Origin of the sequence: Shewanella sp. SG41-3 (assembly GCF_014164545.1) — a bacterium.
In the GTDB taxonomy this organism is placed as follows: domain Bacteria; phylum Pseudomonadota; class Gammaproteobacteria; order Enterobacterales; family Shewanellaceae; genus Shewanella; species Shewanella vesiculosa.
The window spans coordinates 531,099-546,643 of the sequence record NZ_JACJFJ010000004.1; the positions used below are offsets into that span (position 1 = coordinate 531,099).

The 15,545-nt window shown below is 42.6% G+C and carries 14 protein-coding genes; 11 read left to right on the forward strand and 3 right to left on the reverse strand.

The features are described from left to right. The first annotated feature begins 2 nt into the window (after window positions 1-2). The 5 genes from cyoB to H5164_RS10750 all read left to right on the forward strand — a co-directional run bounded on the left by cyoB (window position 3) and on the right by H5164_RS10750 (window position 4,932). Complete coding sequence (gene cyoB, locus H5164_RS10730; protein ID WP_124018232.1) at window positions 3-1,985, forward strand: cytochrome o ubiquinol oxidase subunit I; 1,983 nt, start codon at window positions 3-5, stop codon at window positions 1,983-1,985. Next, entirely contained in the window at window positions 1,985-2,608 is a 624-nt protein-coding gene (gene cyoC / locus H5164_RS10735; protein WP_124018231.1) for a cytochrome o ubiquinol oxidase subunit III, read from the forward strand. Before cyoB ends, cyoC begins: the two co-directional genes overlap by 1 nt. Further along, window positions 2,608-2,937, forward strand: coding sequence for a cytochrome o ubiquinol oxidase subunit IV (cyoD, locus tag H5164_RS10740; protein WP_124018230.1), 330 nt, complete (start codon window positions 2,608-2,610; stop codon window positions 2,935-2,937). The genes cyoC and cyoD overlap by 1 nt, the downstream gene beginning before the upstream one ends. A 13-nt stretch (window positions 2,938-2,950) precedes the next feature. Then, window positions 2,951-3,883: a heme o synthase gene (cyoE, locus tag H5164_RS10745; RefSeq protein ID WP_182756034.1), complete on the forward strand. Its 933-nt coding sequence runs from the start codon at window positions 2,951-2,953 to the stop codon at window positions 3,881-3,883. 239 nt (window positions 3,884-4,122) lie between these two features. Then, window positions 4,123-4,932 carry a hypothetical protein gene (locus H5164_RS10750; RefSeq protein WP_182756036.1) on the forward strand — a complete coding sequence of 270 codons (810 nt, stop codon included), beginning with the start codon at window positions 4,123-4,125 and terminating at the stop codon, window positions 4,930-4,932. A 60-nt stretch (window positions 4,933-4,992) separates the two neighbouring features. On the opposite strand, the gene H5164_RS10755 is transcribed toward H5164_RS10750, so the two are convergent. After that, the gene (locus H5164_RS10755) at window positions 4,993-5,478 is read right to left on the reverse strand and encodes a hypothetical protein (protein ID WP_182756039.1); all 486 of its coding nucleotides are present in this window, start codon (window positions 5,476-5,478) and stop codon (window positions 4,993-4,995) included. A gap of 259 nt (window positions 5,479-5,737) precedes the next feature. Between H5164_RS10755 and H5164_RS10760 the strand changes: the two genes are divergently transcribed. From H5164_RS10760 to H5164_RS10785, 6 genes are all read left to right on the forward strand, one after another. After that, window positions 5,738-7,009 carry an efflux RND transporter periplasmic adaptor subunit gene (locus tag H5164_RS10760; RefSeq protein ID WP_182756041.1) on the forward strand — a complete coding sequence of 424 codons (1,272 nt, stop codon included), beginning with the start codon at window positions 5,738-5,740 and terminating at the stop codon, window positions 7,007-7,009. After that, window positions 7,002-7,709 (forward strand): ABC transporter ATP-binding protein, encoded by a 708-nt coding sequence (locus H5164_RS10765; RefSeq protein WP_182756043.1) that lies wholly within the window; start codon window positions 7,002-7,004, stop codon window positions 7,707-7,709. The genes H5164_RS10760 and H5164_RS10765 overlap by 8 nt, the downstream gene beginning before the upstream one ends. After that, window positions 7,699-10,074, forward strand: a complete 2,376-nt coding sequence (locus H5164_RS10770) for an FtsX-like permease family protein (protein WP_182756045.1) — start codon at window positions 7,699-7,701, stop codon at window positions 10,072-10,074. The genes H5164_RS10765 and H5164_RS10770 overlap by 11 nt, the downstream gene beginning before the upstream one ends. A 205-nt stretch (window positions 10,075-10,279) precedes the next feature. Continuing rightward, window positions 10,280-11,005: a two-component system response regulator OmpR gene (gene ompR / locus H5164_RS10775; RefSeq protein WP_182697654.1), complete on the forward strand. Its 726-nt coding sequence runs from the start codon at window positions 10,280-10,282 to the stop codon at window positions 11,003-11,005. Between the two features lie 3 nt (window positions 11,006-11,008). Further along, entirely contained in the window at window positions 11,009-12,340 is a 1,332-nt protein-coding gene (gene envZ / locus H5164_RS10780) for a two-component system sensor histidine kinase EnvZ (RefSeq protein ID WP_124018222.1), read from the forward strand. Window positions 12,341-12,464: 124 nt separating this feature from the next. Continuing rightward, window positions 12,465-14,420 (forward strand): methyl-accepting chemotaxis protein, encoded by a 1,956-nt coding sequence (locus H5164_RS10785; RefSeq protein ID WP_182756047.1) that lies wholly within the window; start codon window positions 12,465-12,467, stop codon window positions 14,418-14,420. Window positions 14,421-14,501: 81 nt separating this feature from the next. Here H5164_RS10785 and H5164_RS10790 read toward each other — a convergent pair whose 3' ends face one another. Then, on the reverse strand, window positions 14,502-14,975 hold the full coding sequence (locus H5164_RS10790; RefSeq protein WP_124018220.1) for a peroxiredoxin: 474 nt from the start codon (window positions 14,973-14,975) through the stop codon (window positions 14,502-14,504). A 30-nt stretch (window positions 14,976-15,005) separates the two neighbouring features. Continuing rightward, entirely contained in the window at window positions 15,006-15,518 is a 513-nt protein-coding gene (locus tag H5164_RS10795) for a DUF2937 family protein (RefSeq protein ID WP_182756050.1), read from the reverse strand. Window positions 15,519-15,545: the final 27 nt, after the last annotated feature.

Below are 15,545 nucleotides of genomic sequence, written 5' to 3' on the forward strand. Positions count from 1 at the left end.
TCATGCCATTTCTAGGAAAATTAACTCTCGAGTCAATTCCGTATCATGAACCGATTATTATGGTGACCCTTGCTGCGGTTGCCATTATTGGATTCATTATCGCGGCATTAATGACTAAGTATCAAAAATGGGGCGTGCTCTGGCATGACTGGTTAACTTCGGTTGACCATAAAAAACTCGGTATTATGTATATCGTGTTAGCAATGGTAATGCTGATCCGTGGTTTCTCTGACGCGATTATGATGCGAACTCAGCAAGCACTTGCCACCAATGGCGCTGCGGGGTATTTACCACCTGAACATTACGACCAAATCTTCACTGCCCATGGCGTGATCATGATTATCTTTATGGCGATGCCATTTATGATTGGTCTAATGAACTTGGTCGTACCATTGCAAATTGGTGCTCGTGATGTCGCGTTCCCGTTCTTAAACAATTTAAGCTTTTGGCTAACGACCTCTGGGGCGATATTAATCAATATATCACTTGGATTAGGTGAATTTGCCAAAACGGGTTGGGTAGCTTATCCGCCATTGTCAGAACTCGCATACAGTCCGGGGGTGGGGGTTGATTATTACATCTGGGCCTTGCAAATATCCGGCATCGGGACAACCTTAACCGGGGTGAACTTTATCGCCACTGTGTTAAAAATGCGCGCTCCGGGCATGAAGCTAATGCAAATGCCAATTTTCACTTGGGCCTGTACTTGGGCAAACGTGTTAATCGTTGCATCGTTCCCAATTTTAACCGCTGTGTTAGGTTTATTAACCTTAGACCGTTATTTAGATTTCCATTTCTTTACCAATGACGGTGGCGGGAACGCCATGATGTACATCAACCTGTTTTGGGCTTGGGGTCATCCTGAAGTATACATTTTGGTATTACCGGCTTTCGGTATTTTCTCTGAAGTGTTTTCAACCTTTACTTCTAAGCGCTTATTTGGTTACACCTCAATGGTGTGGGCAACGGGTGCGATTTCTGTACTTGGCTTTATTGTGTGGTTGCACCATTTCTTTACCATGGGGTCGAGCGCTAACGTTAACGCCTTCTTCGGGGTGATGACCATGGTGATTGCGGTGCCGACTGGGGTAAAACTGTTTAACTGGTTATTTACCATTTATCGCGGCCGTTTACGTTTCACCGTACCAGTATTGTGGTCTTTAGGCTTTATGGTGACCTTCACCATCGGCGGCATGACCGGAGTATTGTTAGCATTACCTGGCGCAGATTATGTACTACATAACAGCTTGTTTTTAATCGCCCATTTCCATAACACCATTATTGGTGGTGCAGTATTTGGTTACATGGCTGGTTTTGCCTACTGGTTCCCTAAAGCGATGGGCTTCCACCTCAACGAACGTTTAGGTAAGGCATCATTTTGGTGTTGGCAGATAGGCTTCTATATCGCCTTTATGCCGTTATATGTGCTTGGTTTTATGGGCATGACTCGTCGTATTAACCACACAGATAACCCAGCGTGGAACTTCTGGCTTTACTTTGCCGTGGTCGGCGCGTTTATCATCCTTGTGGGTATTATTTTACAGTTTGTACAATTGTATGTCAGCTTCCGTGATCGTGAGCAAAACTTAGATACTACTGGTGATCCATGGAATGGCCATACGCTTGAGTGGTCAACCTCTTCACCACCACAGTTCTATAACTATGCCCAGTTAGATCCAGTAACAGACATTGATGCGTTCACCGACATGAAAGAGAAAGGCACTGCCTATCAACGTCGTGAAACATACCAGCCGATTCATATGCCTAAAAATACCGCCAGTGGGATATTTATGGCCGCTGCGATTACCGCTATGGGATTTGCCGCAATTTGGCATATTTGGTGGTTAGCCATTGTTGGATTTGCAGGTGCGTTTGTATTGTTCTTAATGCGTGCTTACGACAATGATGTTGACTACTACGTGCAACCAGACGAAATCGCGCGTATTGAAAATGCACATATAGATAACGTAGCAAGGGGCAGATAATGAGTATTGCTATTAAAGCAGATTTACACGACGCTCATTCTGCTGAGCACCATGATGAACACCACGATACCAGTGGTAACACCTTATTCGGTTTTTGGATTTATCTAATGACCGACTGTATTTTGTTCGCATCCGTTTTTGCGACTTATGCAGTGTTATTCATGAACACAGATGGTGGGGTGTCGGGCAAAGATATTTTCGAATTAGACTTCGTGCTTATCGAAACCGCCGCCTTACTAGTCAGTAGTATTACTTATGGCTTTGCCATGATTTGCGCTAGACACCAAAAGAAAGCGGCGACATTAGCGTGGTTGTTAATCACCTTCGCGTTAGGTTGTGTGTTTATCACGATGGAAGTGTACGAGTTCCATCATCTGATTGAACACGGCAATGGCCCAGATCGCAGCGCCTTTTTATCAGCATTTTTTGCCTTAGTCGGCATGCATGGTTTGCATGTTACCGCGGGCTTAATTTGGATGCTGATCATGATGGTCGAAGTTATCAAGTGCGGTTTAAATAATCGTAGTATCACTCGCCTAAGTTGCTTAAGTTTATTCTGGCATTTCTTAGACATCGTGTGGGTGTGTGTGTTTACCGTTGTTTATTTGTTAGGAGTCTTGTGATGAGCAATGCACATTCAAGCCACGGCGAGGGCGACTTTGGCGCCAGTGTTAAGTCATATATAGTCGGCTTTGTGTTATCGGTGATCTTAACCGGTATTCCATTTTGGTCGGTGATGACTCACAGCTTTGACCATACAACCACCTTATGGATTGTGGTTGCTGCGGCAATAGTACAAATCGTGGTGCACTTAAAGTACTTCCTTCATTTAGATTTTTCTAAAGAAGGCAGGATCAATACATTCTCTTTCTTATTCACTGCACTGATTATTGTCATGGTAGTGGGTTTATCTGTGTGGATTATCTACGCAGCTAACGAATTGATGATGTAATTAGACAGCTATCATGAATAATCAAGGTCAATCTATGTCAGCACAATTAACATCACGCTTACGAGGATATGTTCAGGTAACTAAACCTGGCATTATCATGGGCAATTTAATTTCCGTCGCCGGCGGGTTTTTACTCGCCGCACAAGGTAACGTAGATTGGACCTTGATGTTTGCAACCATGATAGGGCTCTCTTTAGTGGTGGCGTCTGGTTGCGCTGTCAATAATTGTATTGATCGCGATATCGACGCCAAAATGCAGCGTACTCGTAACCGAGTTACCGTTACCGGTGAAATATCGGTACAAGCTGTATTGAGCTTTGGCATTGGTCTGGGGATTATTGGCTTTACCATGCTAGTGATATTCACTAACAATTTAGCGGTATTATTTGCCGCTATCGGTTATGTGGTTTATGTCGGCGTGTACAGTCTATACATGAAGCGCAACTCGGTTTACGGCACCTTAGTGGGTAGTTTCTCAGGTGCTGTGCCACCAGTTGTAGGCTATTGTGCGGTCAGTGGACAAATGGACACAGGTGCAATTATTTTGCTACTGATGTTCAGTTTATGGCAAATGCCACACTCGTATGCAATTGCAATATTTCGCTTTGATGACTATGCCGCAGCCAACATTCCGGTGTTACCTGTTGCTGAAGGTATGGCCAAAGCAAAACTGCATATAGTGCTCTACATTGCCGTGTTTGCATTGGTTAGCGCACTATTACCGCTGGCGGGTTATACAGGTATTGCCTTTATGGCCGTGACCTTTGCCACCAGTTTATGGTGGTTAGCCATGGCGTTAAAAGGTTATCGTCGCGACATCAACTTACAGTCTTGGGCTAGGCAAGTATTTGGATTTTCCATTATTACCATTACCGCATTAAGCGTGACCATGGCATTGGACTTTCAAGTTGTAGCCCAACCTGCACTGCTAACATTAGCGCCTTAAGTCGCTCAGCAAAAATTAACCATTCTTAAGCCCATTGCATAATGCAATGGGCTTTTTTATTTGATTAATCAGAATATTTTACTAGGCTTAAACTCTAAAAATTAAGCCATCAATTAGGATTTAACACTAAGGTCTAAGCTTAGTACTCGCTAAGATTTGGGGCTAAAATACACTAGCTAGACCTCTCACGGTTCAATAAGAATCACACCGAACTGTAAAGGCAAACATAAAGGGATCTTATGTTTATCATGTCACGCCCAAGTCAGCATCCAGCGCTTGCACTTAATAGAGTCAAAAATATCGTTCCGCGATTGTTGTTGCTAGTGTGCGCTTTGATCACGGTCAACTCACTTTATGCGGCCCCACAATCGCCGCCTACAGCGACTATTTTTGGTAATTGGATCATTGATAGCCCAGAACAAATCACGCTGTTACAGTTAACTCATGACCAGAGTTACTTATACATACAATTAGACTTAATTGAGCCACAAAACAGCGTTGCAGAATGGGGTCGAATAGATATCCAGCAAGCAGATGTTCACTTTTTTCCAAGCTACAGTAGTAATCAACAACAGGGTCTAGTTGCCTACCAAATAGCTCATCCTAAATTGCACATAGCACTTACTGTCGAGTCAGCCCGGTTAGTCTTTAGTATCGACACTAATGGTGACAGCGTTGCCGATGAACAACATCACTATGACATCACTCCAAGCCAATCTTTCTATGGTGTCTGGCATCAGTTGTCGAGCCCGGCACTGAGTAGCTTGGTGCTGTTCGATAATGGCTATTACGCCATGGTGAAAATTAACCTCCACCAAGACCCACAAGCTAATGAGCACTTCACCCATCTACAATGGGGGCGATTTGTACTGCAACAAAAGCAGCTGATCATTGAGCCCATGTTTAATAGCCATCCACAACAAACATCAAGCTTATTAAGCGCCATTTCGAGCATTGTTTATCTGCCTAGCAAACAGCAATTGACGTTATCTTTTATGTTGGAAGCCAATCCTGATGACCTCGCGATTAATCAACGATATCGACGTTAGCTCAAACCGAATATGAAATTGCATAAAACGCGGTTAATAACAGGTAAACCACGTTAACGTTTAATAGGTAGTGTAACTATTTGCATTATCTAATTGAGCCAAAACCGATTTAACTAAGCTGTCTCTCGCCACCAAATTAGGATCCATTGCTGCAAACTGCTCTAACATGGGTTCCGGTAAGTTATCGAAAAAAATGATGTACTCCTGCGTAAAATCTAGCAGTGGAACAGCTTGCTTAAACGCTTTATTTGTCGTGCTAAAGCGACTGCTATCTTTAACCCATTGCTGCATCACCTCAATCCATAGCGGTTGATCGTTTAATCTGCTGAGGTAAGATTCTGCGTCTTGTTTACTCAGAAACTGCTGCGTCTTTACATCATAGAGATATAGCGCAGGAAACTGCGGCTTAGCCGTTTGGCTCGACACTTCAGAATAAAGAGCCCCCTTTAAGTGACTACCTAAAGGCGTTATGTCTGCTGCAGTCGCCAGACCACTGGTTATGGCCACAACACCGAACAGTAAAAAAGCGATACCGTTATTATGCATGATCGTGCCTCCAAGCATAGCGAAGGCCAATCAAATCTAGAGGACTATGAGGTGAAATACTAATCGATGAAAGTTGGGTCAACATAGCAAATCCTTTTGTAAGTATATAATAAATAAACCTTCTCGCTGTTAGAGCTTATAGGCTATTTTTTTTCTGTCAACCAAGAATTAGCTTAGTTTTTAAGCATGAAATTAAGTGCTTTATTCGCCTACCTGCGTTATCGTTAACGGATAAAAACAATATAAATGGAATTATAGAATGTTTGAAATCCCCAAGGACAAAAACCGTTTTGCGCATATAAAAACGATCTCGATTATTATTATCACATGCATTTCACTCAGTTTTATTGCATTGTTTTTCGGTAAAAATGCCCTTTCAAGTTCATCATCAAATTCACCTGGTTCACTCACTGAAGTCAATCAAGGGCAGATGCTCGTCACAGTTTCAGGTTATGGCAAGTTAGTCCCTAAAACCCAACGCGGCATCAATACCATGAGTAGCGGCCACATTATTGAAGTGTTACAGCAACCTGGAAATGTGGTTAATAAAGGCGATGTGATCATTCAGCTGAATAATCCTAAACTACAACGCACAATGGAAACCAGTGAATTAGCTTTACTTGAGCAGCAGTCTAACCTTATACAGATTATGGCCGAATCACGCCAAGCATTAGATGACCAACAAGGAAAAATGCGTTTAGCTAAAGTGCGCTTGGCCTTGGCTCAAGCAGAACTTAGTGCCCATGAAAAACTAAAACAAAGCCAGGTGATTTCAGTACTGGATCTTCATAAGGCACAAGTCGCTTGGGAGCAAGACAACGCCATTTTACAAATGGAAACAAGCCGATTAGACACGCTGCAGCAAACTCGTAAAGCCATCAATAACTCAACACAATATCGCTTAGAAAAAGCACAAAAACAGCGAGAACTACTAGTGTCGGAAGTCGAACAACTGTCGATTAGAGCCAGTATGGATGGCATGCTAACCGAACTGGCCAACGATCTAGACATTGGCAGGCATTTAGAAGAAGGTCAGATTGTGGGTATGATTGCCGACTTGTCGCAATACTATGCTCGGATCAACATTACCGCTAATGATGCTGAATTTGTTATCCCTGGTTTACCTGCAAAAGTAGCCATAAAAGGCATTGATATTGTCGGAAATGTTACCCGAGTAGAACCTACAGTTAATAATGGCAGCGTTGAAATAGACATTAGCTTTAACGGCAACTTACCTTCCTCTGTGAGACCCAATATTGATGTCAATGCCATCATTGAAATAGCAAACCACCAAAATACTTTACTGATTAAACGCCCTGTTGGAGTTATTCGTGGGCATCGTCAATATTCTTTCTTTATCCTAAATGATGAACTTGAACAATTTGAAAAGCGTGACATCAGCATAGGTGATATTGCTGGAGAGCAAGCACAAGTCACCGCAGGACTTCATCAAGGCGAACGTCTTTTATTGCAAGTACCAGGGCGCCTACAAGATAGAATTCAGTTTAGTGAAGGAGAACTATATGACTAATAACGTGATTAGCCTAACTGGATTGAATAAGTCGTTTCAGCATCATTCAGGTGACAACTCAGTATTAAAGCAAATTAGCTTACAGATAAAAACCGGTGAAATGATTGCGATTCTGGGGGCTTCTGGCAGTGGAAAATCTACCTTACTGTCTATTCTTGGATTACTCGATGTAGCTGATACGGGGAGTTACCATCTGTGCAATCAAGACGTAAGTGCATTATCAGCATATCAATTAAGCCAATTACGAAATCAACATATTGGCTGGGTATTTCAAAATTTCAATCTGATTGCCGATATGACAGTCGCTGAAAATCTCGCAGTACCGTTACGTTTTAACCCCGCCACCAAAGCAACTCAATACTCTGAACGCATAAATGATGTTCTGGCCAAAGTCGGTTTAAGTGATCGAGCCTCGTTTTATCCTGATCAGCTCTCTGGTGGACAACAACAGCGTGTTGCCATTGCTAGGGCACTGATCTGCCAACCTGATATTTTATTATGCGACGAACCTACAGGTAATTTGGATTCAAACAACGCCGCAAAAATTATGACTTTATTAGGAAATCTGCATAAAGAAGGCAAAACAGTATTGATTATAACCCACGACAACACTGTCGCTGCATGCTGTCAAAAAGCTTATAAAATGCATGATGGTGAGCTTTCTCCTCTTGAAGATGAGGAGTATAGACGTGTTGTTTGATGTCAAATATGGCTGGCGACAATGGCGTGGCCAGCGTGGTATATGGGCAGTATTAATCATCAGCCTATGCCTATTTTGCAGTTTAATTGGTTTTGTGACTAACCTAATGTGGTTATTAAGTAGTGATAGACCGCAATGGGTAAACCAAACTTCACCCTTGATAACCGTGGCGAATCAAGATTTTAATGGCAACCTTCAACCAACATCTGAATATGATATTGCCTTATTGCAGCAATTATCAGCAGTACAAACTGTCGCTAGCGTGGCGGTACAAACAGCAGTGGTCTCTGTCGGGATAAAAGAAATACCTGGTTTACGGATTGGCTTTTACACCGACACCTTATTGCCGTTACTTGGCTTACCAGAGCCTTTTTCGCAACAAGGATTTGAAGCCAAAAAGGCTATACTCTCGTCGCAGTTTTGGCACAAACATACCAATGCCAAAGCACTATCGCAGCTGGCACTGTATTATCAAAACCAAGTATTACCTATTGCGGGTGTGGCGCCTGCATCAATGGATAAATTGGGTAATATTCAAATTGACCTGTGGTTACCAGACAGCTATTTATTGTTAGATGTGCCACAAATGTTTACTGATAATCCAGCGCTTTATATCAATAGTAAGGGTAATAGATATGGTTTCGCTTTATTGAATGAAGCGATTCCTATTGCTCAGTTACAGCAAGCATATTCCACCCTAAGACAACAAACGCCGCGTCCGCAAGGTGGGTTTATTGATAGTCAATTTACATCATGGTTAATTGACGGTGTAGAGCTTAAGCCAATTGAACGTGACATGTTGCATAAACAGGCTTGGATATTAATGGTTTTATTAGTCTGTTTTGGATTTATTATTTTTAGCAGCATAGTGTCGGCCTACATGCAGCAAGGGATAGTGCGTCAATCTGAAATGCAGTTAAAGTTGGCATTAGGTGGCGATAAAAAACAACTAATAAGTCAGTTGTTTAAAGAAAATATTCCCGCATTCGCTGCTCTGATTATTATTGCGCCAATATTAGGTTATGGCATTTTGCAATATGTCAGTCATATTCCTGTTTACCGAAGCTATTTCGATACTGGTTTATCATTTAATCTCGGTTTATGGATTGCGGCAGTAACGATATCGGTTAGTTTATATTGGCTTTGTGCACAAATTCCGATGCTGGGTATTATGACCACGCAGTTTAGCCGAGGCCAACGCGGACAAATGACCAAAGCACAACAGCGTATGAGCCAATTAACCTTAGTGGCGCAACTCACTGTGATAGTAAGCGTTATCATCTTATCCTTGGTGCTGTCTTTTTCTGAATGGCAGAAATATCAGAAAGTCAGCTTTTTACCCGATCTATATAGTTACGAGCCCAAGGTAACCAGTCCATTATCGTTAGCACTTACTGCGCAGCAGTTAGAGGGTCAATGGCAAGTTGCAGGCAAAGCAGTGGCTTTGTCCTCGGCGAGGTTCACTGCCTTAGGTGATCAAGGATTACAATATAATACGTCGAATAATTCAGGGATCAGCAAGCCAATAAATGGCCTTTATGTCTCAAGTAATTTTTTTGACTTGCTGGGCATAAAATATCTTATCCCGGCAACACTATCGACTAATAGCGTGACAGTAAATCGAACGATGGCAAGCCAGCTAGCCGACGAACTCAACTTAAATCATTGGCAAGATATACAAGGGATAACACTCAATGTGACGGGGTTTTATTACCAAAAACAATTCACCATTACAGCCATTGTTGAAGATCAACTTCATTTTGGCCTTAATCAAAGTCCATCACCTGTCATGTATTTGCATTTAAGTGCGCAAAACCCGCTGTTCGCTCATCGCATTGCGCCAGTTTTTTATAGTCGTACAGCCAACCCTGAACTCGTTGGGTCGCGTATAAATGAATGGGCCTCTTTGCAATCGACTCATTTAAGCTATATATCCAATGGCACTTTGGCACAACAAATTATCAATACCGATCCTGCAGGCAAATTATTATTTATGACCTCGTTTGCAATGGCGATAATGATATTTCTTCTGGTTGTTTTCACCTTGTACTATCGTTTTCATTTTGCCGTTAAAGTACAGCAACTCAAGTTGGCAATTTTACTGGCTGTCGGTGGGCAAAAAAATACACTGATGTTGCACATCATTCGGCTCAACGTCAGTCTAATGGCGATTGCAGCTCTGTGTGCAGGCATACTGATGCTCGCAATAGATGACTACAGCATAAGCCTATTAGGGGTATCAATGTGGCAACCTATGTTATGGCTATATGGGATTGTGTTTTGCACTTTACTGATTATTGCGATTACATTTTTGGCCGCTAAACGCATCTTACGCCACAGTATTAGTCGGTTATTACAAGGATAATGATAAGTCGTTATCCATCACCTCATTAACCCTAAATAGTTTAATGAAAGACAACTTATGTAAATATCCAGTACTATTTATGCGATAAACAAACATTTACAGCTATTTAGTTACAATTTCTGCCACAATCAGCTATTCAAATTTAAGCGATTACACTTCATACTGAGTCATTGCTGGTATCAATTTAGTGTTTAAAGGATATGTCATGGGCCAAGAAACCTCGAAGATTCTCGTTGTCGATGACGACATGAGATTACGTTCATTATTAGAACGTTACTTGATAGAGCAAGGCTTCCAAGTTCGTAGTGCTGCGAATGCAGAACAAATGGATAGATTACTTGAGCGCGAAAACTTTCACCTTTTAGTACTTGATCTGATGCTACCCGGTGAAGATGGTTTATCGATTTGTCGCCGCTTGCGCCAACAAGAAAACCCTATTCCGATTGTGATGTTAACCGCCAAAGGCGATGAAGTAGATCGAATTATTGGCCTAGAACTGGGCGCCGATGACTACTTACCAAAACCCTTTAACCCGCGTGAATTGTTAGCGCGCATTAAAGCGGTAATGCGTCGTCAAATAATCGAAGTCCCTGGAGCACCAGCTCAACAAGAAGAAATGATTGAATTTGGTGAGTTTTCACTAAATCTTGCCACCCGTGAAATGTTTCATGGTGATGAAAGCATTGCCCTGACCAGCGGTGAATTTGCAGTACTTAAAGTGCTGGTTAACCACCCTAGAGAGCCATTATCGCGTGACAAGCTGATGAACCTTGCTCGAGGGCGTGATTATTCGGCACTTGAACGTTCTATTGATGTGCAGGTTTCACGCCTACGCCGTTTAATTGAGAAAGATGCTGCTAACCCACGCTATATCCAAACGGTTTGGGGCTTAGGTTATGTATTTGTCCCCGACGGCACCACACGTAAATAAGTCATGGAACTTAAGTTAAAATGGTGGCAACGCTTTTTACCCCGCAGCGCTTTTAGCCAGACCGTATTGTTGATTGGCAGTTTACTGCTGATCAATCAATTGGTGTCTTATTGGTCTGTCGCCGTTTATTTTATCAAACCCAGTTATGAACAAATTAACCAACTGATCGCCCGCCAAATCAATATTTTATTTGTCGATGGTGTTGATGTTGGCCGTGAACATCTCACCATGGTTGATGCCTTAAATGCCAAAGTGCGTGACGACGGCATGACAGTTTATAATCTTAAACAAGCTCAAGAAGCGGGACTGAACCAAGCCACTTATTACAGCTTTTTATCTGAGCAAATGTCGGTATATCTGGGCGGTGAAGCTGAAGTGCGTTTTTCGCAAGGTGAAAAACTCAATGTGTGGATTAAGCCACCACAAGCACCGACGTTATGGATTAAAGTGCCGCTGAGCAGTATTAACGAGTCAGATTTATCGCCATTAACCCTGTATTTATTAGTTATTGGTGGGCTCAGTGTCGCCGGAGGCTGGTTGTTTGCACGGCGACAAAACAGACCGTTAAAACGACTGCAAAAAGCTGCCGTCGCGGTATCTAAAGGTGATTTTCCGCCAACGTTACCATTAAGCGGCTCTACCGAGATTGTTGAAGTAACTCATGCATTTAACCAAATGGCCAACAGCATGAAGCAACTTGAGCAAGACCGTGCCCTACTGATGGCTGGAATTTCTCACGATTTACGCACTCCGTTAACCCGCATTCGCTTAGCATCTGAAATGATGGTAGAAGATGATCAGTATCTAAAAGAAGGCATAGTCACCGATATTGAAGACATGGATGCGATTATTAACCAATTTATTGCATACATTCGTAACGACCAAGAAGGCGTTCGTGAGCCTGACCAAATCAACCGCTTAATCCAAGAAATTAGCCAACAAGAGTCACATCGTGAAGAAACCCTCGAATTATCATTAGCCGATTGTCCTGACATCGCCATTAATAGTGTAGCGATCAAACGGGTGCTGAGTAATTTGGTTGAAAATGCTTTCCGTTATGGCAATGGCTGGATAAAAATAAGCTCTTATCATCAAGGTAATACAGTATGTTTTAGTGTTGAAGATAATGGCCCCGGCATTGATGAAACTAAAGTCGAGTCACTGTTTCAACCCTTTACCCAAGGCGACTCAGCTCGTGGCAGTGTGGGCTCAGGCTTAGGTTTAGCCATTATTAAGCGCATTGTTGATCGTCATCATGGCAATATTCAATTGTCTAATCGCCCCCAAGGTGGCCTGAAAGCACTCGTATCACTGCCGATAATCGATAAAAACTAATATCACTAAACTGATGTTATGACCTATTTTCGGCCTATCTTAAACAACCTTCACTGCGCAACACAAACTGTAACATTAGTGCCATAAAATACACATAATGGTCTTTCTGTTAAGTTTGGATAGCATGAAAATATCAACTTTATCCCTCGGTGCATCGGCATTATTATTAATACTTGCAGCCTTATTAGCGGCAACAGTGCTATGGAGTAACCAGCAACGACAAGTGAGCGAACAGCTCAATCAAAATTTACAGCAAATCCAACACACCTTTCAGTTCGATGTACGTAATAATATAAGTAACTACCTACAAACTGGGCAAAGCAACTACCTCGAACAAGCGCGTACCGATATTATAGGTATCACCAACAGCATTAACCAATTACATCAGGCACATCCGCAGCTAGATAGCACCTCGTTAACTGAGTTAATGACTCAGCTGATCAGCGACTTAGACACTAAATATCGTGCTGCTGGCAAACTAGCAGGTAATCCACGTCAATTGTTAGCATTTGCTGAATCAGAAATGCTCAACTACGCTCGCAGCCTAACCCGCTATGCTCAATCGGCCCCACAAGACAACAGCGATGCTCAGCAATATTTAGCGCTTACGCTGGAATTACCCAGCTTGGTTTATCAATTATCACAGCTAACCCAAACCTTACTAATAGACCAAGATACGGGCGTAATCAACAGTGTTAACTTCTCTATAAGTGCGCTTAATACTTGGCATGATGATTTGCAAAAACTGCCATTATTAGGCATTTACCGCACTGAAGAAGTCGATGAGTTTGCCTTAGGTGATGATGAGCCCGAGCGAGTTGAAATTGGCGAAACGCCTCGCTCAGAATTACTCAGCTTAACCCAGCGCTACAGTAAAGAGGTTGCCAACACCAAGCAAATGCAAACCGATATTCAAGCGGTACAAAAGGCGCTAATGAATGCGACTAGCCAAGTCGAGCAGCAATTAGTGTCTCTGGCCGATATACAGACAGCAACTGACCAACAATTAAAGCGCAACTTACAATGGTTGCTTTATGGCATGGTGACCTTGCTGGCACTGTTTTCGGTGATTTATTTAATCTTACAACAGCGCAGAGTTGTGGCGCCGTTAAAACACTTAAATCGTGCTTTTTCTATGTTAAGTGAGTCCAACCAACGTGAACCGCTACCCGTAACAAGCCAATGTGAGACAGGCCAAATTGCGGCGCATTTTAATCGACTACTGCAACGATTTGAGCAAGAGGATGAGCAGCAAAAACACAATATGACTCAAGTGTCGCACTCATTAAGCGAATTAGTTGCCAGAATAGGCTCATTATCAAATAGCACCCAGCAAACGCAAACCGTGGTGCAGCAAGCACAAGGGCAAACCGCTGATTTAATTGCGCTAGCCGAATTAGTAAACCGGTCGTCTAGCGAGTTAACGGACAGCGCCCAACAGACCATGAATGACATGCTAGCCAGCCAGCAAGAAGCGCAAGGTGTGTTGACGGCAACCGAAAATACTCTGACGACAGTCAACCAATGTAACCGTTCGCTAACCCAGCTAAGTACCTCTGTCGCTGATGCCGCTAAAATTGTTGATGTGATTGGTAATATTGCCGATCAAACTAACTTATTGGCACTCAATGCTGCTATTGAAGCCGCAAGAGCGGGCGAACAAGGCCGTGGATTTGCGGTCGTAGCCGATGAGGTGCGTAACTTATCTCATCGAACTCAGTTATCGCTTAAAGATATTATGGCGATATTGACCCAATTAACGACCTCTAATGCTGCGCTCAGTAGCAGCGTTAATGACATTAGCCAAGCATCTGAACAACAAAAAATACGCGCGCAAAGCTTGTTAACAGTGGCTAAGCAAGTACAGCAACAAGCCAGTACTATGGCAAAGAGTGCCAGCCAAGGCAGTGAACACGCTAACCAACAAGTGCATCATCTTGATGAGTTTGTAGCAGCCATGGACAATTTACTCCAGCGGGCAAAGCATGCCTTTGAACAAAGTGAGACCATTGCATTAGAAGTGAGCAACAGTGTCGATAATATCGAACAAAACTTGGGGATTGGTGCGAGTAAGGTTTAAACCTCTAACAGGCTTTTCAAATGTAAAAAGGGTGCCACATTCGGCACCCTTTTGTCATATCATCAAGCTGTTATTAACAGATTATAGTGCAGCCATTACCGCTTCTGCAGTGCTGACTTCAAATGACTTACCTTCTTCAACGTTCAGTAAAGTCACCACGCCATTGTCAATGACCATTGCATAACGTTGTGAACGAATGCCACCAAAACCTGCGGTATCCATTTCTAAGCCTAATGCTTTAGTAAAGCTGGCATCACCATCTGCAAGCATCATCAATTCAGATGCATTTTGCGCTTCGCCCCACGCTTTCATAACGAATGCATCGTTTACAGCAACACAAGCAATAAGATCAACACCTTTAGCTTTGAACTCGTCAGCTAATACAACAAAACCAGGCAAATGCGCTTCTGAACATGTTGGGGTAAATGCACCCGGCACGGCAAATAAGACCACTTTTTTACCGGCAAATAATTCTGTTACATCATGGTTAACCATACCGTCTTTAGTCAGTTGGCTTAGGGTAGCTTTTGGTAGAGATTGTCCTTTAGCGATCATAATATTTCCTTAACAGTTAAATAAGAAGGGTTATCTTGGCGCCAATACTTTACGGCAGCCCAAATATAGAACAGATAATACTGATTCACATAGAATCGAGATCAATAGTCCTAACAACATACCTACCGCAATGGCTTCTGGCTTTAACAAAATAACATGCGAATAGTTTTGCCATACTTCAGCCTGAATGTCTGTTTGCGGTGCGAGAAACACTTGCTGGTAAGGACTATAACTATGTTGACCAAAACGAGTTAATGCATCAGTTAGTAGTACATAACGCTGGTAGATAGACTCAATACTCTCACCACCAGCACTGAACACTGGGTCGTTATTCTGTCGATAATGACGGATCAGTTTATTGATATCACCACCAAAAAAACGGTCGGCGTCATGCTGAAACTCACCCAAACTCTGCTTCGCCTCTAACTGATGCGCTTCTAGGCGTTGGCCGTATTGGTCAACAAAGCCGGGAACTTGAATGCCAATCAATACGCCACAAACAAACAGCACTAAACGAAGGTAGTCCATTAAATGTTTTATCATGATGTCATCGGTTACGATAAAAATAAA